12 protein-coding genes are annotated in these 22,977 nt (G+C 34.3%); all 12 read left to right on the top strand.

The window, feature by feature from the left end; all coding sequences use genetic code 11:
• The first annotated feature begins 55 nt into the window (after nt 1-55).
• Entirely contained in the window at nt 56-1,492 is a 1,437-nt protein-coding gene (locus tag Q4Q35_RS19160) for a glycoside hydrolase family 30 protein (protein WP_303279640.1), read from the top strand.
• Between the two features lie 16 nt (nt 1,493-1,508).
• Entirely contained in the window at nt 1,509-2,996 is a 1,488-nt protein-coding gene (locus Q4Q35_RS19155) for a sulfatase family protein (protein WP_303279639.1), read from the top strand.
• Between the two features lie 34 nt (nt 2,997-3,030).
• Nucleotides 3,031-5,370, top strand: coding sequence for a GH92 family glycosyl hydrolase (locus Q4Q35_RS19150; protein ID WP_303279638.1), 2,340 nt, complete (start codon nt 3,031-3,033; stop codon nt 5,368-5,370).
• Between the two features lie 20 nt (nt 5,371-5,390).
• A complete protein-coding gene (locus tag Q4Q35_RS19145; protein WP_303279637.1) occupies nt 5,391-6,692 on the top strand; it encodes an alpha-L-fucosidase in 1,302 nt (433 codons plus the stop codon).
• Between the two features lie 13 nt (nt 6,693-6,705).
• Nucleotides 6,706-9,171 carry a prolyl oligopeptidase family serine peptidase gene (locus Q4Q35_RS19140; RefSeq protein WP_303279636.1) on the top strand — a complete coding sequence of 822 codons (2,466 nt, stop codon included), beginning with the start codon at nt 6,706-6,708 and terminating at the stop codon, nt 9,169-9,171.
• Complete coding sequence (locus tag Q4Q35_RS19135) at nt 9,159-11,363, top strand: right-handed parallel beta-helix repeat-containing protein (RefSeq protein WP_303279635.1); 2,205 nt, start codon at nt 9,159-9,161, stop codon at nt 11,361-11,363. Before Q4Q35_RS19140 ends, Q4Q35_RS19135 begins: the two co-directional genes overlap by 13 nt.
• A 47-nt stretch (nt 11,364-11,410) precedes the next feature.
• Nucleotides 11,411-13,711 carry a family 20 glycosylhydrolase gene (locus tag Q4Q35_RS19130; protein ID WP_303279634.1) on the top strand — a complete coding sequence of 767 codons (2,301 nt, stop codon included), beginning with the start codon at nt 11,411-11,413 and terminating at the stop codon, nt 13,709-13,711.
• Between the two features lie 24 nt (nt 13,712-13,735).
• Complete coding sequence (locus tag Q4Q35_RS19125) at nt 13,736-15,406, top strand: hypothetical protein (protein ID WP_303279633.1); 1,671 nt, start codon at nt 13,736-13,738, stop codon at nt 15,404-15,406.
• 56 nt (nt 15,407-15,462) lie between these two features.
• Nucleotides 15,463-17,688, top strand: coding sequence for a GH92 family glycosyl hydrolase (locus Q4Q35_RS19120; RefSeq protein WP_303279632.1), 2,226 nt, complete (start codon nt 15,463-15,465; stop codon nt 17,686-17,688).
• Between the two features lie 4 nt (nt 17,689-17,692).
• The gene (locus Q4Q35_RS19115) at nt 17,693-20,032 is read left to right on the top strand and encodes a beta-N-acetylhexosaminidase (protein WP_303279631.1); all 2,340 of its coding nucleotides are present in this window, start codon (nt 17,693-17,695) and stop codon (nt 20,030-20,032) included.
• Nucleotides 20,033-20,057: 25 nt separating this feature from the next.
• Nucleotides 20,058-21,698 (top strand): beta-N-acetylhexosaminidase, encoded by a 1,641-nt coding sequence (locus Q4Q35_RS19110; protein WP_303279630.1) that lies wholly within the window; start codon nt 20,058-20,060, stop codon nt 21,696-21,698.
• 312 nt (nt 21,699-22,010) lie between these two features.
• A complete protein-coding gene (gene trxB / locus Q4Q35_RS19105; RefSeq protein ID WP_303279629.1) occupies nt 22,011-22,961 on the top strand; it encodes a thioredoxin-disulfide reductase in 951 nt (316 codons plus the stop codon).
• The last annotated feature ends 16 nt before the right edge of the window (nt 22,962-22,977 follow it).

The raw sequence follows: 22,977 nt of genomic DNA, 5'->3' as shown, positions 1-22,977 counted from the left end.
ACGTGTATAAGTTTATAGATTGTTCATTTTCAAAAAATTATAAAATATTAAATAAATGAAAGTATTGAAATTAATAGCAATTATAGGAGTCATAGTATGCTTTTCGTGTAAACAAAAACCCAAAGCGGAAGTAGATTGGGTAAGCTCAACAAACGATAAACTATGGGAAACAAAAGTATATAAAGCTACAACCAACGAAACGTTACCAGATATAAATATTACGCTAGATATTACCAAGAAACAACAAACCATTACAGGTTTTGGAGGTTGTTTTAATGAATTAGGTTGGGAAGCACTAGGTATGGTAACCCCAGAAGAAAAACAACAAATTTTAAACGATTTATTCGACTCTATTTCGGGGTGTAAATTCAATATATGCAGAATGCCTATAGGAGCAAACGATTATGCGGTAGATTGGTATAGTCATAACGAAACTGCCGACGATTTTGCTATGGAAAATTTCTCGATTAACAGAGACAAAAAACGGTTAATACCATACATAAAAGAAGCACATAAGATCAACCCTAACATTGAGGTTTGGGCATCGCCTTGGTGTCCGCCGTCATGGATGAAACATAGTAAACACTATGCATGTAAATCGAATCCGAAATTTAACGATTTACCCATAGAATGGAGCTCAACAGAAGAGTTGGTATCGCGCTTTATTATGGAGCCTGATTACCTTAAGGCATATGCCTTATACTTTTCAAAATTTGTAAAAGCTTACGAAAAAGAAGGGATTGATATTAGTGCAGTTCATGTACAGAATGAACCTAATTCGGCGCAAAACTTTCCGTCATGTGTATGGAAACCACAAGATTTAGGCATATTTATTGCAGATTATTTAGGCCCACAATTTAAAGCCGATAATTTAGAGACACCTATTTGGTTAGGTACTGTTGAACGTCCGCAAATAGAACGTGTAAAAGATGTATTAGAATATAAAAATACCAAAGATTATGTAGAAGGAGTAGGTTTTCAATGGGCAGGAAAAGGAGCTATAGAAGCAGTTCATAGAGAATATCCAGACATGCAATTGATGCAAACCGAAACAGAATGTGGCGATGGTTCCAACGATTGGAAAGCTGCAGAACACACGTTTAATTTAATGAAACATTATTTTGAAAACGGGGCAAACTCATACATGTATTGGAATATGGTTTTAGACGAAACAGGAAAAAGCCAATGGGGTTGGAAGCAAAACTCAATGATTTCAATTGACAGCAACACCAAAAAAATAGTATACAACCCCGAGTTTTATTTAATGAAACATTTAAGTGCTTATGTCGCTCCGGGGTCAGTTAAATTAGTAGCCAATGGAGATGCAGATAACACCATAGCATTTTTAAATAAAAACAGTAACGAAATTATCATGCTTACATACAATGATAAAGATGAAAAGCAAGCGTTGAACGTAACAGTTAATCAACAAAATATTAAAGCAGTATTGGATGCAAAATCGTTCAACACATTAACGGTTAGTTTAAATTGAGACTAAGATAAATAAAATGAAGATATTTAAAGTAACACTCTTTTTTATACTGGTAGCAAGTCATATATCAGCACAAGAACGACCAAATATTGTTTACATTATTTGTGATGATCTAGGGTATGGCGATGTTCAGTTTTTAAATCCGGAAAAGGGTAAGATACTTACACCCCAAATAGATAAATTGGCAACTCAGGGAATGACATTTACAGATGCACATTCCGCATCGGCAGTATGTACGCCATCTCGTTATAGTTTATTAACAGGCCGCTATTCGTGGCGCTCTAGATTACAAAAAGGTGTTTTAGCGGGCGGAGAAGAAGTAACCCCTTTAATTGCTGCAGATCTTTTAACCGTACCAAAAATGTTAAAAGGAGCTGGTTACCATACAGCAGCCATTGGTAAATGGCACTTAGGGTTTGATTATGTAGATGATAATGGTAAACCCTATAAATTATATGAAGGAAAAAAGATGATTGGAGCTCCTATTGGAGCAACTGTTCCTAACGGACCAATAACACGTGGTTTCGATAGTTATATTGGCTTTCACCATTCCAGAGATATGCAAACTGTAATTAAAAATGATAAGGTTATAGATAAAATGCCTCCAATACAAATGTTACAGTTTTTAGGAGATCAAGCCGAAGATTACATCTCTAAAGCAGTTAATAAAGAAGCGCCTTTTTTTATGTATTTGGCGTTAAATTCTCCTCATAGTCCAGTAGTGCCATCAAAAGAGTGGCAAGGTAAGAGTGGAATGGGAGCTTATGCAGATTTTGTAATGGAAACAGATGATGTAGTTGGCCGCGTGTTAAAAGCCTTGGAAAAGAGTGGTATTGCTGATAATACATTGGTGTTTTTTACGAGCGATAATGGATGTTCTGCACCCGTATCTAAAGCAGGGAAATTAGAAAAAGACTACGGGCATTATCCTAGTGCAGATTTCCGTGGATACAAATCCGATATTTGGGAAGGTGGTCACAGAATTCCTTTTATTGCAAGATGGCCCGGAATTATTGAAGCAGACTCTAAAAATGACAAGCTAATATGCCAAACCAATTTAATGGCCACTTGCGCAGAAATTGCAGGTTTAGATTTGAATGAAAAAGCAGGGGTAGATTCTTATAGTATTTTACCCATGTTAAAAAATAAAAAAGCAAAAACAGATTACAAGTTAGTAGTACATCACTCTATAAATGGTAAGTTTTCTATCAGAAACAAAAAATGGAAGTTGGAACTAACTCCGGGTTCGGGTGGATGGACTTCACCAAAAGACAATGCTGCTAAAAAGGAAGGTCTACCAGACATTCAGCTATACAACATGATAGCGGATAAAGAAGAAACTACCAATGTTTATGACAAATACCCTAAGGTGGTTAAAAAGTTGACAAAAGAACTGAAAGAAATTGTAGAAAACGGTAGAACTACCTGTGGTGCATCTCAAGAGAATGATGTATCTGTAGATATTTATAAAACCAATGGAGCTCAAAAACTTCAAGAACATTAATCTAGAGGACTAAAACAATACAATATAACACTGTATGAAAGTTGACAAAAAAATAATTTATAAATTTTGTTTTGCACTAAGTGTTTTAGTACTCATTTCTTGTTCATCAAATGTAAAATCTAAGGCAACGTTATCAGGAAAAGAGCCTGTAGATTATATAGATCCTATTATTGGCGCCATTACTTACGGTAAAAAATCTAAAGACGCCCATGGTTTTGGGAAAACATTTCCCGGAGCAGCAACACCCTTTGGTTTGGTGCAATTAAGTCCAGATACATTTACTGGAGGCGATAATGGCTCTGGGTATTCATACGAACATCCAACACTTGAAGGGTTTAGTTTTACGCACATGAGTGGGGTAGGTTGGTTTGGCGATTTAGGAAACTTTTTAGTAACACCAACTACAGGAAAATTACAAACCAACAGAGGTGTGCCTAAAGAACCAGAAAGCGGTTATCGTTCACGTTTCACCCACGATACAGAGACAACCAAAGCTGGGTATTATGCCGTTACTTTAGACGATTATAAAGTAAAGGCAGAGCTAACTGCGGCACCAAGAGCAGGAATTATCCGTTTTACATTTCCAGAACAAGATAGTTCTAGAGTTCAAATAGATTTATCGCGTAGAGTTGGAGGCACTTCAACAGAACAATACATAAAAGTTGTGAATGAAAATACCATTTCTGGTTGGATGAAATGTCCGCCCGAAGGTGGAGGCTGGGGAGCAGGCGCAGGAAAAGCAGATTATATGGTTTATTTTTATTGTCAGTTTAGTAAACCTTTAAAAGACTATGGTATTTGGAGTGCCGAAATTCCTGATGTGCCTAGAAAAATGCGTTTTATAAGGAGAGATAATTATCAAGATGCCGTTAAAAATGCCAAAATTCACGAAGGTAAAAATGAACTCCAAGGAAAGCATTTAGGATTTTATACCAATTTTAGCACCAAAGCTAACGAGGAGGTTTTAGTAAAAAGCGGTATTTCTTTTGTAAGCATAGAAGGTGCCAAGGCAAACTTAGAGCACGATATTAACCATTGGGATTTTAACAAAACCAGAGACGAAGCTCGTAACCTATGGAATGAAGCCGTAAAAGATGTGATTGTTTCAGGAGGAACCGAAGAGGAAAAAATCATTTTTTACACAGCATTATATCACACTTTAATAGACCCACGTGCCTTTTCAGATGTTAATGGTAATTATATAGGCGCAGACAAAAAAGTACATCAAACAAAAGGATTTACTTATAGATCTATATTTAGTGGTTGGGATGTATTTCGTTCGCAATTTCCGTTACAAACTATTATAAACCCAGATTTGGTTAACGATGAAATTAATTCGTTAATACAAATGGCAGACTATAGCGGTAACAACTATTTACCGCGTTGGGAAATGTTGAATTCGTATTCGGGTTGTATGTTAGGAAATCCGGCAGTTTCAGTAATAACAGATGCGTATCAAAAAGGCATTCGTAATTACGATATTGAAAAAGCATTCATCTATTCTAAAAATACGGTAGATAATACAGGAAATGGAACCTTAGGTTATTCTCATAAACATATTTCTAAAACATTAGAATATGCCTATTCCGATTGGGCTTTAGCAACATTAGCAACTTCTTTAAATAAACATAACACTGCTGAAGAATACTTTAAGAAAAGTAAAAACTATGCGAATATTTGGAACGAAGAAGTCAATTGGTTTAGAGCAAAAGATAGTACAGGCAATTGGTTAGAATGGAAAGGGAAAACTGTACACGGACAAGGTTGTATTGAAAGTAACCCCTATCAACAAGGCTGGTTTGTACCACACGATATAGAAGGTTTAAAAGCTTTAATGGGCGGCGAAGAAGCTTTTAAAAAAGAGTTGATTTCATTTTTTGAAAACACGCCAGAAGATTTCCTTTGGAATAATTACTACAACCATCCTAACGAACCCGTACACCATGTCCCTTTTATGTTAAATAAAGCAGGAGTACCGCATTTAACCCAAAAATGGACACGTAAAATATGTGCTGATGCTTACGGAACAGACCCTTATGGATTGTGTGGAAATGAAGATGTAGGGCAAATGTCTGCATGGTACGTTTTAGCAGCTATGGGTATTCATCCAATTTGTCCCGGTGATAATAAGTACGAAATTACAAGTCCGGTTTTTAATAGTGTTGAAATCAATCTAGATTCAAATTATTATTCGGGTAAAACATTTAAAATTATAGCAAATAATAATTCCAAAGAAAATATTTATATACAATCTATGCAGTTAAATGGAAAGCCATTACATAGATTTTTTATTACCCATGAAGAAATAACCAAAGGCGGTGTTTTAGAAATGGAAATGGGCCCAGAACCAAAAATAAATGAATCAAAAGAATAATAAATTATAATTAAAAAGTGATGAGAAAGACAGTTATTATTGGCATATTCAGTTTAATAGTATGTATAGCTAATGCACAAAAGATTTATGATTACCCCATGCCGGAATATACACCTACAGAAGGAAATTTAGAAGCGCGTAAAGCATTTCAAGATATGAAATTCGGGATGTTTATTCATTGGGGTGTTTACAGTGTATTAGGAGATGGTGAATGGGTTATGTATCAACAAAAAATTAAATTAGACACTTATAAAAAGTTGACTAAGTTTTTTAATCCAGAAGATTTTGATGCCGAGGAGTGGGTACAAATTGCAAAATCTGCTGGTATGAAATACATCACAATAACATCTCGTCATCATGATAGCTTTAGTATGTTCGATACCAAAGCCACAGATTATGATATTATAGATGCCACAAGATTTGATAGAGATCCATTAAAAGAATTAGCAGAAGCATGTAAAAAAGAAGGGATTAAATTAAATTTCTATTATTCGCTTTTAGATTGGGCACGTGACGATTATAAAAATGGTAAAAAAGGAGATGAGGCTGCTTGGAATGACTATATAGAATTTATGAAAGCCCAACTTACCGAACTTCTTACAAATTATGGAGAAATAGGTTGTATATGGTTCGATGGCCACTGGGATAGAAAACAAGCTAATTGGCATTATGATGAAATTTATTCATTAATTCATAAGTTAAGCCCAAATACACTAATAGCAAATAATCATCATATCCAACCAATCCCAGGAGAAGATGTTCAGACTTTCGAACGTGATTTACCCGGAGAAAATAAAGGCGGTTATAGTGCAGGAGTTCAAGTAAGTCAATTACCATTAGAGTCTTGTGCAACTATGGCTAAGGCTTGGGGTTTTAGCTTGAATGATAAAAAATATAAATCGACAAAACAACTTATCCATTTCTTGGTAAAAGCAGCCGGTAAAAACGGTAACTTATTATTAAATGTAGGCCCCATGCCAAATGGTGAAATACAACCAGAATTTGTGCAAACTTTAAAAGAAGTTGGAGAATGGACAGATAAATATGGAGAAAGTATATATGGAACAAGAGGTAATGTTATTAAAACCCAAGATTGGGGAACCATTACTAAAAAGGGTAAGACTTTATATGTGCATATATTAAACCCATCCTCTGAACCCTATATTTTTATTCCGGAATTAAAAGAAAAGATTAGTACAGCGACTTCTTTTGATGGTAAAACAAAAATTAAGTTCAAGCAGTTAAAAGAAGGTACTTTTCTTTACACTAAAAAGAATTTAGAAGATTCAGCAGATGATATAATCAAACTCAAAATTAAATAGTTTTTAGTCTCTTATGAAAAAATATAGTTTAGGAATTTTTTTAGCTATCTCTTTTTTGAGTATACACCTTAATGCTCAAGAGACCATTACTTTTAAAAAAGGGCTTGTAGTTGGATCTACACATCAAGGGAATCGGTCTATTATTTTTACAGATTCTATTTATTATAAACTTATTACAAAAACGTTTAAAACCCCAGTTATAAATGATACCGTTGGTATTAACGGGCGAGGAGATGTTGAGAAATGGGAGCCATTAGAAGCTGATGATAAAGGTGTTTTTAAAAGCCGAAAGTTAAGAAGAGGTTATTTATACCTTACATATGATGCCCCAGAATCGGGTATTAAAATTTTAGAAATATCCGGACATTCCGAAGTATTCGTTAATGGTACTCCTCGTAGTGGTGATGTGTATAATAAACATTTAACCTTTCATCCTGTAAATTTGAAAAAAGGGAGAAATATTTTTTTAATAAAAGGAGGTAGAGGACAAGTTAATATGCAGTTATTACCTGTGAAAAAACCAGTTGCTTTAATGAAAAGGGATATGACTATTCCTGATTTTCTTACTACTGAAGATGATGTAAAAACAGGATCGATCCGAATATTAAATGCAACACCAAAAACATTAAAAAACCTCAAACTGGTTTCCGAATCTAACGGCGTAAAAACAGAAACAAATGTATCGTCTATTATTCCATTAACGATGCGAAAAGTGCCTTATAAGGTTCGAGACGCTTACACTAAAAAAGATACCGTTAGAGTTAACGTGAAACTATATGCAGGGTCTAAATTGCTAGATGAAGCCTCTGTTTTATATCGTGTTAAAACACCAGAACAATGGTATTCAAGAACGTTTACATCTAAAATAGATGGTAGCGTACAGTATTTTGCAGTTAAAGAAGGCGCTATTAAAACAGATAAAAAACCAGCCATGTTTCTTTCGTTGCATGGAGCAAGTGTAGAAGCAAGAAGACAAGCAGCAGAATATAAATCTAAAGATTGGGGACACGTTATTGCACCAACCAATAGAAGACCGTTTGGTTTTAATTGGGAAGACTGGGGAAGATGGGATGCCATGGAAGTACAAGGCATTGCCGAAAAAATGTATGGAACAGACCCTAGCAGAACTTATCTAAAAGGACATTCTATGGGAGGACATGGTACATGGCACGTAGGCGTTACATACCCAAACAAATGGGCAGCCATTTCGCCAATAGCAGGTTGGTATTCGCTTTTCTCTTATGCTAACAAAGAAAAAAAAGAAAACCCAGAGCCTTTAGAGAATATGTTTGCTAGAGCAAGCCACCAGAGTTATACTCTAGAATTGTCTAGAAACTATCTACACCATGGAGTTTATATTCAGCATGGAGACGCAGATGATGTAGTATCGGTAGACCAAGCTAGGTTTATGAAAAAACATTTAAGCGAGTTTCATCCCGATTTTGCATATCTTGAATATGAAGACAAAAAGCATTGGTTCGGAATAGATTTTAATACCATATTCGATTATTTTAAGTGGCATACTATTCCAGATAATGGTGATGTGAAGACTTTTGAATTTAGAACAGCAAGCCCGGGAGTTTCTAACGAGAGTCGATTTGTAACCCTTTACCAACAAGAAAAATCATTTGAATTTTGTGGTGTAAAAGTGAAACAAAATGTACGTACAGAAAAGCAAAAGAAAAACAATGAAGCTTTAAAAAAACGAAGTATTACCATAGAAACAGAAAATTTAAAGAAGTTTAAAATCAATTTAAAACATTGCATGGCTTCAGAGACCATTCAAGTTAAAATTGATGATGATTCGTTCGATGATGTATCATCATACAAAGGAAAAGATGTTTGGTTTGAAAAAGAAAACGATTCGTGGATATTATCAAAAAAGCCATCAAATACCTTTGAAAAAAATCCGTTGCGATATGGTACTTTTAAAGATGCTTTCAAAAACAATATGGTTTTTGTGTATGGAACCAAAGGAACAAAAGAAGAAAATAAATGGTCTTTCAACAAAGCACGATTTGATGCCGAAACCTTTTATTATAAAGGGAATGGATCAATAGATGTTATTTCAGATAAAGACTTTTCGCTTAAGAAGTTCAAAGATAGATCCGTTATTATTTACGGTAACGCATCAACCAATGCTGTGTGGAAATTATTGCTTTCAGATAGTCCAATACAAGTTAAGCGTAATGAAATAAGAGTTGGTGAAAAGAAATTAACAGGAGATACATATGGCGCATATTTTATTTACCCAAGAAAAGATAGCCAAATAGCATCAGTAGGTGCCATAACAGGTTCTGGAATGGTTGGCTTTAATGCGACAACACCTAATAGATATTTTTCATCGGGTGCAGGTGTGCCAGATGTGATGATTTTTACATCTTCCATATACAAATCGGGTGTAGAAAATGTGAATGTAGCAGGTTATTTTGGAACTGATTGGAGTATTGAAAATGGTGATATAGAATGGAAAAACTAATAATCGTAGCTTTTATAAGATTTAAACTAATTTTTTCTCTTAATAAAGATTCCTATACAAGAAAAGTAATGATAAAAATCATTTATATACTAACCGTATTACTTTTTTGTAATACCTCTTTAAATGCTCAAACAGAACTATACGTTTCTCCTACGGGAAACGATTTAAATTTAGGAACAGCAGAGCAACCTTTGGCATCATTAACAGGTGCGCGTAATGCCATACGCAATAAAAAAAAGGATCAGACAACGAAACAATCGTTTACAGTTATAATTGCAGAAGGCACTTATACCATGAAAGAACCTTTGGAGTTAACACCAGAGGATAGTGGATCTCCCGGTTTTCCAATAATATATAAAGCAGCAAAAGGAGCGAAACCGGTTTTTAGCGGAGGGAAAAAGATAACCGGATTTTCAGTAAATGAAAATGGTGTTTGGGAGGCAAAGATACCAGAAAGCACGTATTACAAATGGCGATTCGATCAGTTGTATGTAAATAATAAAAGAGCGATACTGGCACGCACGCCCAATACAGGGTTTTTAAAAGTTAATAATGTCCAACAATATATTTGGGAAAAAGGGGTAAAGTCCATACCAGAAAAAGCACAGCAAAAACTCAGCTTCGATAAAACAAATTTTAAACCTTTACAGGGTATTGATGAGGACGACATAAAGCATGTGAGATTTCGGGCTTTTCATAAATGGGATTTTACACTTCGCCCAATTGATAAAATAGATAAAGATAGTTTATCCATAGTGACTTCCGGTAAAGGCATGAAACCTTGGAACCCTATAAAAAAAGGAGGACGTATTGTATTTGAAAACTATGCGGCAGCTTTAGATACCGTTGGCGAATGGTTTCTTAATGATAAAGGGACCTTATATTATAAGCCTCTCAAGGGAGAAACACCGCAAAATACAGAAGTAATAGCACCCGTTTTAGAAAACTTAGTGACCCTAAAAGGAGATGCCACTAATAATCTATTCGTAGCGCACATCCGTTTTGAAGGCATTAGTTTTAAGCAATGTCATTATAGTATCCCAATAAAAGGTTTCGAACCCAATCAGGCAGCAGTTAAGCTTAATTCATCAGCTATAATGCTTGAAGGGTCAAGAGATATCACTTTTTCTAACTGTGAAATTTCGCAAATAGGACAACATGCTTTGTGGTTTGGAAAGGGGTGTCGTAATTCGGTAGTAGAACAATGCTACTTTCATAACCTTGGAGGAGGCGGTATATACTTGGGAGATTTTAATGCCCTAGAAGGCGTAGAACATACACAAAACATAAAAATTAATAACAATATAATACAAACAGGCGGTCAAGAATTTCCCGCTTCAGTAGGGATTTGGGTAGGACACAGTTCCGATAATATAATTACTCATAACGATATTGGTAATTTCTATTACACAGGAATATCAGTAGGATGGGTTTGGGGATATAAACCAAGTTTAGCCAAAAGAAATAAAATAGCTTACAATCATATACATCATATAGGGTGGGCGCTGTTAAGCGATATGGCAGCGATTTATACTTTAGGCAAATCAGAAGGCACCGTAATAAGTAATAACCTTGTTAACCATATACATGCATACTCCTATGGGGGGTGGGGCTTATATACCGACGAAGGATCATCAGATATTATATTAGAAAATAATTTAGTTTATAGTACGAAAACAGGAGGGTTTCAACAGCATTATGGTAAAAACAATATAGTAAGGAATAATATTTTTGCCTATGCCAAATCATATCAATTGCAATGTGGAAGAGCAGAAAAACACCGGTCATTTAATTTTGTAAATAATATAATTGTATTTAATGAAGGGATGGTAATGAAAGGGGCATGGAATAAAATTAATATACATATAAGTAAAAATATGTATTGGAATACTAATAAAGATGCCTATGATTTTAATGGAAATACCTTTGATGAATGGCAACAATTAGGTCATGACAAACACAGTATAATAGCAGACCCATATTTTATGGATGCCTCTAATTTTGACTTTAGATTTAAGAAAAAGAAAAACTCTGAAAAAATAAAATTCATTCCTTTCGACTATTCAAAAGCAGGAGTTTATGGAGATGCAGAATGGATTGAAAAATCAAAATTACCCCAATCAATTGTAAAAGACTTTGATAAAATCGTTGAAGAAAATATGAAAACTAATAGTTTGCAGAAAAGGGGATAACAGCCATAATTTTAAAAAATAAGCATATTGAAAAAATAAAAATAAATATGAAAAAATATATTACCTTATTACTAATTACAGTGTTTTTGGTTTCCTGCTCAAATCCAAACCCCACATTTAAACAAGAAGACATTGCCATTATTCCAAAACCAGCGACTTTGGAATTAAAAGAAAGCTCCTATCAATTTAAATCGGCAACAAATATTGTAGTTCAAGACAAAAGTCAGGAAAAAGCAGCAAATTATCTTATAGGCTTATTTGAAAAATCTGCAGGGTATAAACTAGAAATTTCAAATATAAAAACAGACGAAGGGGTTGTTTTTGAAACTATAGAAGGATTAAAATCAGAAGCATATCAATTAGAAATTACCCCAAAACAAGTTCAAATCAAAGCATCTGGCGAAAGTGGCTTCTTTAATGCAGTACAAACCATACGTCAGCTATTACCACCAGAAATAGAAAGCAAAGAAATAACAAGTACAAAATGGTTTGTACCATGTGTTTTAATTGAAGATGAACCCCGTTTTAGTTGGAGAGGTATGCATATGGATTTTAGTCGTCATTTTTTTAATATAGATGAGGTAAAAGATTTTCTAGACTATATGGCGCTGTACAAATTGAATACCTACCACATGCATTTAACAGACGACCAAGGGTGGCGTATAGAAATAAAAAAATATCCGCTGTTAACAGAAAAAGGCGCATGGCGAATTCCTAACAATCAAGATACGATTTGTATGAATAGAGCAGAAGAAAATAAGCTCTATACTATTGATGAATCCAATTTTAAGAATATTGATGGAGAACGAAAGTATGGAGGTTTCTTTACTCAAGATCAAATAAAAGAGATTATAGCTTATGCAGAAGAAAGAAACATAACAGTGATTCCAGAAATTGATATGCCCGGACATTTTAAATCGGCCATAGATAACTATCCGTTTTTATCCTGTAATGAAGAATCTGGTTGGGATACCGTTTTTACCTACCCATCTTGCCTCGGAAAAGAAACTACTTATGAGTTTATGAAAAATATTTTAGATGAGGTTGTAGCACTTTTCCCTTCAAAATATATTCATATAGGAGGCGATGAAGTTAATATTGCCTCATGGAAAGAATGTTCACATTGTCAAAAAGAAATAAAAAAGCATGGACTAAAAGATGAACATGAATTGCAGTCGCATTTTAATAGAGATATAGAGCAATTTTTACAATCCAAAGGAAAACAATTAATGGGTTGGGACGAGATTGTTACAGGAGGCTTAACAAAAGATGCGACTATAATGTGGTGGCGAGGTTGGAGGCCAAAAGCACCTAAGATTGCAGCCGAAAATGGAAATAATATTGTTGTTACGACTACCGATGCTTATTATTTTGACTATTTAAACGAAGGTAACTCGTTAGAGAAAATATATAATTACGAACCCGTTCCAAAAAGTTTTACCCCAAAAGAAACCAAGCAAGTATTAGGCTTACAAGCAAATCTATGGTCGGAATGGATTCCTAGTTTTAAACGATTGCAATATCAAGCATTTCCAAGAATGTTAGCAGTATCAGAGAATGGATGGGCAGAAAAGGAAAACAAAAGCTTCGAGGCTTTTAATAAAAGAGTAGAAAAACAATATGATCGTTTAGATGTATTAGGTGTTTATTATTACATCCCAGCAGTAGAAGGCTTAGAGAAAAAAATAGCCTTAGTAGATAGCACGCTTGTTAATTTGAATTTAAAATATCCACTAGATGGCGTTGAAATTTATTATACATTTGATGGAAATATACCTACTAAAAATTCATTAAAATATAACAAACCATTTTTGGTAAAAGATACAGGAACAATAAAAGCACGTGCCTATAGAGGAGATATGTTTAATGATCTTAAAACGAATAAGGTAGAACGGAAAATATATAAAGTAGCCTTAGATATAGTTCCAGAAAACAACGGATTAAAAAGGTGGATAACCAAGGGGAAATATAAAAAAGTAGAAGATATTAAATCGCCGGTTTCCAAAGACTGGATTAAAGTAGATTCCATAGCTTTAGGAACATTTAAAGAACAGACAAGATTTTCCATGATATATGAGGGCTATTTTAAAGCCGAAAAAGATGCTATATATGAATTTGAAACAAAATCGGATGGCGGAAGCCTTCTTTATATAGGCGGAGAACAAATTGTGAATAATGGGGGATATCATGGGCCGAGAAAACGTTATGGAAAAGTAGCACTTAAAAAAGGTTGGCATCCTATTTCAATACGTTATAAACCTAGCAGTAATCCGAGAATGATTAATGTATGGTATGCACTACAAGGAGAAAATTTACAATCAATTAATAGTTCGGTTACAGGTTTTTAACCGATAAAAATAACCTTTATAAGAATGAATATAAAAGAATTAAATTTAGTTAAAAGAGTCCTGTTTTTTATAATAGTCTTTAGTGCATTGGGGACAAAAGTGATTGGTCAAAATAAGAAAAACACGTCAGCCCCTTTAATTTTAGATATGGTTCACCATAACCCTGGAGAGGCTCCATATGAATCTAAGTACAATAACCCAGCTATTATAAAAGAAATGGGGTATAATGGTAAGGTTTATTTTCTTTTTGAATCTCCAGCATTAGCTATTAATTGGGAGTCTGTAGATGCAGATATTTTACCTAAAGGATCTGATGATCGTAAATGGGTAGATGAAAAAGCCAAACAAATAAAACAAATGCATGCAGCATGTAAAGAACAAGATATGGCCATTTATGCTATGTCTGATCTTGTTTTGTTTCCAAAAAGATTGATTGAAAAATATAATATTAAAGAAACATTTGGAAACCCTAACGATACATTGACCGAAAAACTGATCAGAGCTCAAATTAATGAAATGTTCGATCAGTTTCCAGATCTAGATGGACTAGTTGTTCGTATAGGAGAAACTTATTTACACGATGCACCATATCATCTTGGAGCAATTGATGAGAAAATGAATGCAGAAAAAACCATTATTCCTTTAATTAAGATCTTAAAAGAAGAGATTTGCGAAAAAAGAGATAAACAACTTATTTTCAGAACCTGGGGAGCATTCGACAGGAATCTAAAAACTTACATGAAAGTAAGTAATGCTATAGAACCACATGAAAATTTAATTATTAGTATCAAACATTGTGAAGGGGATTTTCATAGATCTAACGCATTTAGTAAAGTCATAGGCCAAGGACGCCATCGTCAAATTATTGAGGTTCAATCTGCTCGCGAATATGAAGGAAAAGGCGCTTATCCTAATTATATTGCAAATGGTGTTATTGAAGGTTTCGAAGAACATGCTAGAATGCCAGAAGAGCGAATAAATAGTATTAGAGAGTTTGTAGAAACAAAACCTGAATTATATGCTGGTATTTGGACATGGTCTCGTGGAGGAGGATGGGATGGTCCTTATATAAAAGACGAATTGTGGTGCGATTTAAACTCTTGGGTTATGGCACAATGGGGGCAAAACACCGATAAAAGCGAAGAATTTATTTTTAACAGATATGCAACAGAACGTTTAAACTTAAAAGGTGATGATATTGCTAAGTTTAGAAAGCTATGTTTACTTTCTGCAGAAGCAGTAGTTAGAGGAAGAAATAGTACTTATAGGGACATGAATCCATGGTGGACTAGAGACCAAGGTATTGCATGGCCAATGGTAGTAAAAGGTGACTTGGAACAAGAAAGAAATTTGGTTCAAAAAGATGAATCGATAGCAAAATGGAAAGAAATAGTTAAGTTGGCTAAATCAATTGATTGGCAAAATGAAGACGCTAAAAATCATGCCGTAGGATCTGCAGAATATGGATTAAAGTTGTATAAAATATATAGAACGCTTATCTATATGAAACATGCAGAAGCTAAAGAAGATACCAAAGAAGTTCAAAAATGGATTAAAGCGTATGATAAGGCATGGAAAGATTACAATAAGCTTGCAAAAAAATATAGTTCAATAGCAACACTTTATACACAAGAATATAAGAGACATATTGCAAATAATGCACACCTTAAAGTAAATAAATTAAGAAGTAATTAAAGGATAGATGAGTTCACTGTAAATGCCAGTGTGTTAAAGCTGAAAATAAAATAAAAATGAAGGGTTACAATTATCTATTATTACTAACATTATGTTTAGGTTTTTTTTCATGTAAAACAGAAAAGAAACCCGAAACTAAAAAAATAAAGGGGTTAACGAGTTATGTAAATACCTTTACAGGAACAGATGGTCCAGGAAACACCTATCCGGGCGCTGTTTTACCCTTTGGAATGGTACAATTAAGTCCAGATAACGGACTCCCGGGGTGGGATAGAATTGCAGGCTATTTTTGGCCAGATTCAACTATAGCAGGGTTTAGCCACACACATCTTTCTGGAACCGGAGCAGGCGATATGTATGATTTGTTATTAATGCCTTTAAATAGCAGGTTTACCGAAAGTTTGACTCCCGAAGGAAGGTACAGACCTTATTCAAAGTTTTCACACAATCAAGAAAAAGCGAGTCCGGGATATTATACGGTAGATTTATTAAGCTCAGGAATTAAAGTAGAACTAACAACAACAGCCCGCGTAGGCTTTCATCAATATACATTTCCTAAGGATGAAAAAAGCCAAATCATACTCGATTTGGGTTACAGTTTAAACTGGGATGCCCCAGTAGATACAAAAATTACTATTGAAGATAAACAAACCATTACAGGATATAGAAAGTCGAAAGGATGGGCAAGAGACCAACGCGTGTATTTTGTAATGAAATTTTCAAAACCTATTGATAGCATACAATTGTTTGAAAATTCAAAAGAAAAAGACTCAAGTAGTGTTAATGGAAAGTTTACCCGAATAGTGGCTAACTATAAGACGGATACCGATGAAAAAATATTGGTAAAAGTAGCTTTGTCCTCAGCAAGTATAGACGGAGCTCGAAAAAACTTAGAAGCAGAATTACCAGATTGGAATTTTGAGCAAACAGTAACGGCAGCAGAAACAAAATGGGAACAGTATTTATCTAAAATAACAATAAAAGGAACAGAGTCTCAAAAAGAATTGTTTTATACAAATCTATACCATTGTTTTTTAACACCATCATTGCATAGTGATGTAGATGGTGCGTACAAAGGAGCCGATGGGAAGGTTCATACAGCTAATGGCTATAACAAATACGATACATTTTCACTTTGGGATACTTTTAGGGCCACACATCCGCTATATACCATTTTAAACACAGAAGAAACGGAAGATATGGTTAAATCCTTTTTATCGCATTATGACGAAACAGGGTTACTTCCAGTGTGGTCTTTGGCAGGGAATGAAACCAATATGATGATAGGGTATCATGCCGTTCCTGTTATAGTAGATGCCTATTTTAAAAACATTCCTATAGATGCAAAAAAAGCCTTAGAAGCTTGTGTCGCATCAGCTACCGAAAAAGGCAGACAAATAGATACCTATATGGAATTAGGCTATGTTCCAACAGGAGAAAATCACGAAAACTGGTCGGTGTCTAAAACATTGGAATATGCTTATAATGATTGGTGTATCGCACAACTAGCTAAGGCACTAGGGGAAAATGACATAGAAAAAACGTTTTCAAAAAGAGCAAACAACTGGAAAAACCTTTATGACGATTCCTCAACATTTTTTAGACCTAAAGATGCACAAGGAAATTTTGGTTCACCATTTTCGGCAAAAGAATATACCAGAGAGTTTTGCGAAAGCAATGCATGGCAATATTTCTGGTTTGTGCCACACGATATAGATGGGTTAATAAACACATTAGGTAAGGAGAAGTTTGCCGTTAAATTAGATTCTATGTTCACGTATTATCCAACAGCAGAAGACAAATTACCTATTTTTAGTACAGGAATGATTGGTCAATACGCCCACGGAAATGAACCCAGTCACCATGTTTCCTATTTATATAATAACATTGGAAAACATTGGAAAACGCAGCAAATGGTTCGTAAAATTATAGAAACTCAATACAGTACAAAACCAAACGGTTATTGTGGTAATGAAGATTGTGGGCAAATGTCTGCATGGTTGGTTTTTTCAGCAATGGGTATGTATCCAATCAACCCGGCAAATGGCATTTATAGTTTAACATCACCGCTTTATGAAGAAGCCATAATTAAACTGGAAAACGGAAAACAATTCATTATTACTGCAGAAAACCAAACAGAAGCAAATTTTTATATACAATCCATAACATTAAACGGAAAACCTTATGATAAGTTGACTTTAAACCATAAGCAAATTATGCAAGGAGGAAAACTTCATTATATATTGGGAAGCAAACCAAATAAAGAGCTGATAAAAAAATAAAATTATGAAAAAGAAATTAATATTAGGTTTCATAGGTGCTTTAATTATTATTTCATGCACTAATAAGAAACAATTACAATTAGGTGAAATAGCTATTACACCATTACCAGCAGAATTAATAGCTGGTGAAGGGCATTTTGAAATTAATGAAAATACAATCATTCTGGTAGAAAATAAGGAGCAATTGGAAATTGCTTCTACTTTTTTTAATCAATTTAAAAACGTGTCGGGATGGATACCAGAAGTTAAGTTAGGAGAAGGAGAAGGAGATATTGTATTTAGTACCGATAGTTCTATAGAAGAAGAAGCATATCAACTCTATATCAATAAAACAGACATCCAGATAAAAGCAGCATCAGGCGTTGGTTTTTTCTATGCTTTACAAAGTTTAAAACAGTTATTACCAGCATCATTTTATTCACAAAAGGAGCAAAACAATGTAGTTTGGGGTGTTCCTGTTGTTACGATTAAAGATAAACCTGCTTTTAAATGGAGAGGACATATGCTAGATGTGTCTCGTCACTTTTTTAGTAAAGAACAGATTAAAGATGTCATTGATTATATGTCTGAAATTAAACTAAACCGTTTTCATTGGCATTTATCAGACGATCAAGGATGGCGTTTAGAGATTAAAAAATATCCTAAATTAACAGAAGTAGGCGCATGGCGCGTTGACTATAACATTACAGATGAGAGCATTTCGAATTGGTGGGGCAGACCTGTACAAAAAGAAGGAGAAAAAGCCACTTACGGTGGATTTTATACCCAAGAGGATATTAAAGAGATTGTAGCATATGCCAAAGAACGTTTTGTAGAAATAATACCAGAATTAGATATGCCTGGACATTCGCTTGCTACCATAGCGTCCTATCCAGAAATTTCGTGTACAGGTGGCCCATTTTATGTTGCCACTGGTGGAGTTATGAAGAACAATACACTTTGCCCGGGTAAAGAGGTGACTTTTGAGTTTGTAGAACATGTTTTAGAAGAAGTCACGGATTTGTTTCCTTTTGAATATGTACATATTGGAGGTGATGAATGCAATAAAGAGTCTTGGAAAATAGACCCCGATTGTCAACAACGCATAAAAGATGAAAACTTAGCTGATGAGAAAGAACTTCAAAGTTATTTTGTTAAGCGTGTAGAGAAAATGATTAATGCACGTGGTAAAAAAATGATTGGTTGGGATGAAATTTTAGAAGGCGGTTTAGCGCCAAACGCTACAGTCATGTCATGGCGAGGTGAAAAAGGAGGAATAGCAGCTGCAAGAGAAGGACACGATGTCATTATGACGCCTTCTAAATATTGTTATTTAGATTTAAAACAAGGCGATGACGATTTAGAACCTAACTTAGGGTATAGTTACAGTTTTTTAAAAGATACTTATACCTATAAAATAATATCAGATAGTTTAACACAAGCCCAAGGAAAACACGTTTTGGGGATTCAGGGTAATTTATGGACAGAATCTATTAGTGATTGGGGAAAGTTAACCTATATGACTTTTCCAAGATTATATGCCATTGCAGAAAATGGTTGGACACAAGAAAAATCTAAGAATTGGGAAAGTTTTACGACACGACTGCTTAACCAATTTAAACGATTTGATGCGCAAGGTGTGCGTTATGCAACGAGTGCTTTTAATGTAAAAATAAACCATAGCGGAAATGAAGAAGGTGCTATTGATATTTCTTTACAGTCTGAAGCTGAAGGTTTAGATATATATTACACTTTGGACGGTAGTGAACCTTCCTTAAGTTCAAATAAATATGAAGAGGCGTTTTCTATTGATGCAACAACGACATTAAAGACCACTAGTTTTTTAAATGGAAAACAAGTTGGAAACATATCGAAAAAACATTTCCCTATACACAAAGCTTTTGGAGCTAAAGTTATTTATCATTCAGATGCCGCTAACCCTAAAGGAACAGATGAAATAGATAAGCTAGTTGATTTAAATTATGGAAAACTTCATCGATGGGATTCTAATTGGCAAACTATAAAAGGGGATTTAGAAGTAGACATCATCTTTCCTCAACCCACAGAAATTGAAAAATTAATGATGACTAGTTTACGATTCACTATTGGTAGCGTTTATCTACCAGAACATATAGAGGTTTTTGGTTCACAAGATGGGAAAACATATACCAAATTAGGAAAAATTAATCAAACCAAAGCGAGTCATACACAAGGAAGAAATAAAGTAAAGAGCGAAATAAGTTTTGATAAAATCTTAGTAAAATCGATAAAAATAAAAGCAAAAAGTGTAAACCCTATACCAGAAGGACATCATCAAGCAGGAAATGCTTCAAGAATTTTGGTAGATGAGGTTGTAATTTATTAACTAAAATTTTTAAATAAATATAGATATGAAACAGATACTCTTATTAATACTATCTTTTACAACTGTTTTTTCATACGCTAACCAGTACCAAAATATTGTAAACTCAGAAGATGATTATCAAATCATACCAAAACCAACATCATTAGAAATTCTAAAAGGAAGGTTTTTGATAGATTCTAATACAAAAATTATTGGTACATCAGATTTAGAGAATGAAGGTAATTACCTTTCCGGTATGTTAAGTAATGCAGTAGGCACAGAAATTTCTTTTAAGGATGCTAAAAACCTTAAAGGTAATATTGTTTTACAATTAGATGAAAATATAGTTCATGATGAAGGCTACACCTTATCAGTTACTTACGATCAAATAACTATTTCAGGAAAAACGAATAAAGGGGTGTTTTATGGTATACAAACCTTACGTCAGTTAATGCCTTCATCTATTGAATCTAGTGATAAAGAGACTGAATTAACCATTCCAGCAACACAAATTAAAGATAGTCCAAGATATGTGTACCGAGGTATGCATTTAGATGTGGCACGTCATTTTTTTCCTGTTGACTTTATTAAAAAGTATATAGATATCATTGCGATGCATAAAATGAATACATTTCATTGGCATTTAACAGAAGACCAAGGTTGGCGCATAGAAATTAAAAAATATCCAAAGCTAACCGAAGTAGGGGCTTTTAGAAAAGAAACGATTGTAGGACATGGCAATACATGGAAAAATGACGATGTAAAGTATGACGGTGTTCGCTATGGCGGTTTTTATACTCAAGAAGAGATAAAAGATATTGTTGCTTATGCCTCTAAAAGGCATGTAACCGTAATTCCAGAAATTGAATTGCCGGGGCATTCTTTAGCTGCTATTGCGGCTTATCCAGAATTAGGAAATACAGGAGAACAGTATGAAGTAGGTACAAGATGGGGGGTATTCCCGGAAATTTATGCTCCTAGCGAAGAAACCTTTCAATTTTTAGAAGATGTATTAACAGAAGTCGTAGACTTATTTCCAAGTGGGTTAATTCATATTGGTGGTGACGAGGCTCCTAAGTTACAATGGGAACAAAGTAAATTAGCTCAAGATGTTATAAAAAGAGAGGGGTTAAAAGATGAACATGAATTACAGAGCTATTTCATTAAAAGAATTGAAAAATTCTTAAACTCAAAAGGAAAAAATATTATTGGATGGGATGAAATTTTAGAAGGCGGATTAGCACCAAACGCTACCGTCATGTCGTGGCGTGGTGAAAAAGGAGGTATTGAGGCTGCGAAACATCAACACAATGTAGTTATGACTCCCACACATTCTTGTTATTTTGACTTTTATCAAACAGAGGTTAAAGAAAATGAACCGCTCTCTATAGGTGGTAAAACAACCGTTCAAGACGTATATGGGTACGAACCAACGCCAAAAGAGCTTACCGAGGATGAACAAAAATATATTTTAGGAGCACAAGGTAATGTTTGGACAGAATATATGAAAACAACAGAGCATGTAGAGTATATGATTTTGCCTAGATTAACAGCTTTGTCTGAGGTTGTTTGGTCTTCAAAAAATTCTAGAAATTGGAACGATTTTCACAAGCGTTTGAAACATTTAGCAGAACGGTATGATGCATTGGGCTTAAATTACGCCAAGCATAGTTTAAGTACTAAATAATAAGGCTAGGTATTACAATTGAGTCATGTTTTAATAGTGAACTCGTTTAAACTTTTTCAATTTGCTAAAAAATTGCTGTTTTCAACTCTGTTTTTGTCTTTTTTCCTTCCGTAGCTCTGCTATGCAACTCAAAAAAGCCTTCAACAGAACTAAAAACTTCTAATTTTCGCTTAAATCCAAAAAGTTTAAACGAGTTCAGCATTTAGAATAAAAATAATTAAACTTTATCTTTTTATAAAAACTATTGATAATTTATGTGTAAGGATTTAATCAAAAATTCTACTTTTGCTTTGATTAAATTTTATAAATATTATGTCGGATACAATAGAAAAAATTAAGTGCTTAATTATAGGTTCCGGACCAGCTGGTTATACGGCAGCTATTTATGCAGCAAGAGCTAATATGTCGCCTGTGTTATATCAAGGTACCCAACCAGGAGGTCAATTAACAACAACTAACGAAGTTGAAAATTTTCCGGGTTACCCTGAAGGAGTAACAGGACCAGAAATGATGATTGAATTACAAAAACAAGCAGAACGTTTTGATACTGATGTACGTGATGGTTGGGTTACAAAAGTTGATTTCTCTGGAGACATTCATAAAGTATGGGTTAACGATACCAAAGAAATTCATTGTGAAACAGTTATAATATCGACAGGAGCATCGGCAAAATATTTAGGATTAGATTCAGAACAAAAATATTTGAAACTAGGCGGTGGTGTATCCGCTTGTGCAGTATGTGACGGATTCTTTTATAGAAATCAAGAAGTTGTAATTGTTGGCGCTGGAGATTCTGCCTGTGAAGAAGCTCATTATTTATCGAAACTATGTTCAAAAGTAACAATGCTGGTACGTAGAGATGAATTTAGAGCATCTAAGATCATGGCTAAAAGAGTTAAAGACACTGAAAATATTGAAATACTATTTAATACAGAAACTGATGAGGTTTTAGGAGATGGACAAGTAGTTACTGGCGTTAGAGTTTTTAATAATAAAACGAATGAAAAGCATGATATTCCTGCTACAGGATTTTTCGTTGCCATTGGGCACAAACCCAATACAGATATTTTTAAAGACTTCTTAGACTTAGATGAAACAGGTTATATTATTAATGTACCTGGAACATCTAAAACAAATATAGAAGGTGTTTTTGTTTCTGGAGATGCAGCAGATCATGTTTACAGACAAGCAGTTACAGCTGCAGGAACAGGTTGTATGGCAGCTCTTGATGCCGAACGTTATTTAGCAGCAAAAGAAGGATAGAAATAATAATAAATAA

It is taken from the genome of Flavivirga aquimarina, assembly GCF_030540835.1.
Classification (GTDB): Bacteria; Bacteroidota; Bacteroidia; order Flavobacteriales; family Flavobacteriaceae; genus Flavivirga; species Flavivirga aquimarina.
Note: the sequence above shows the minus strand (reverse complement) of the source record. Positions and strands in the feature narration are given on the sequence as shown.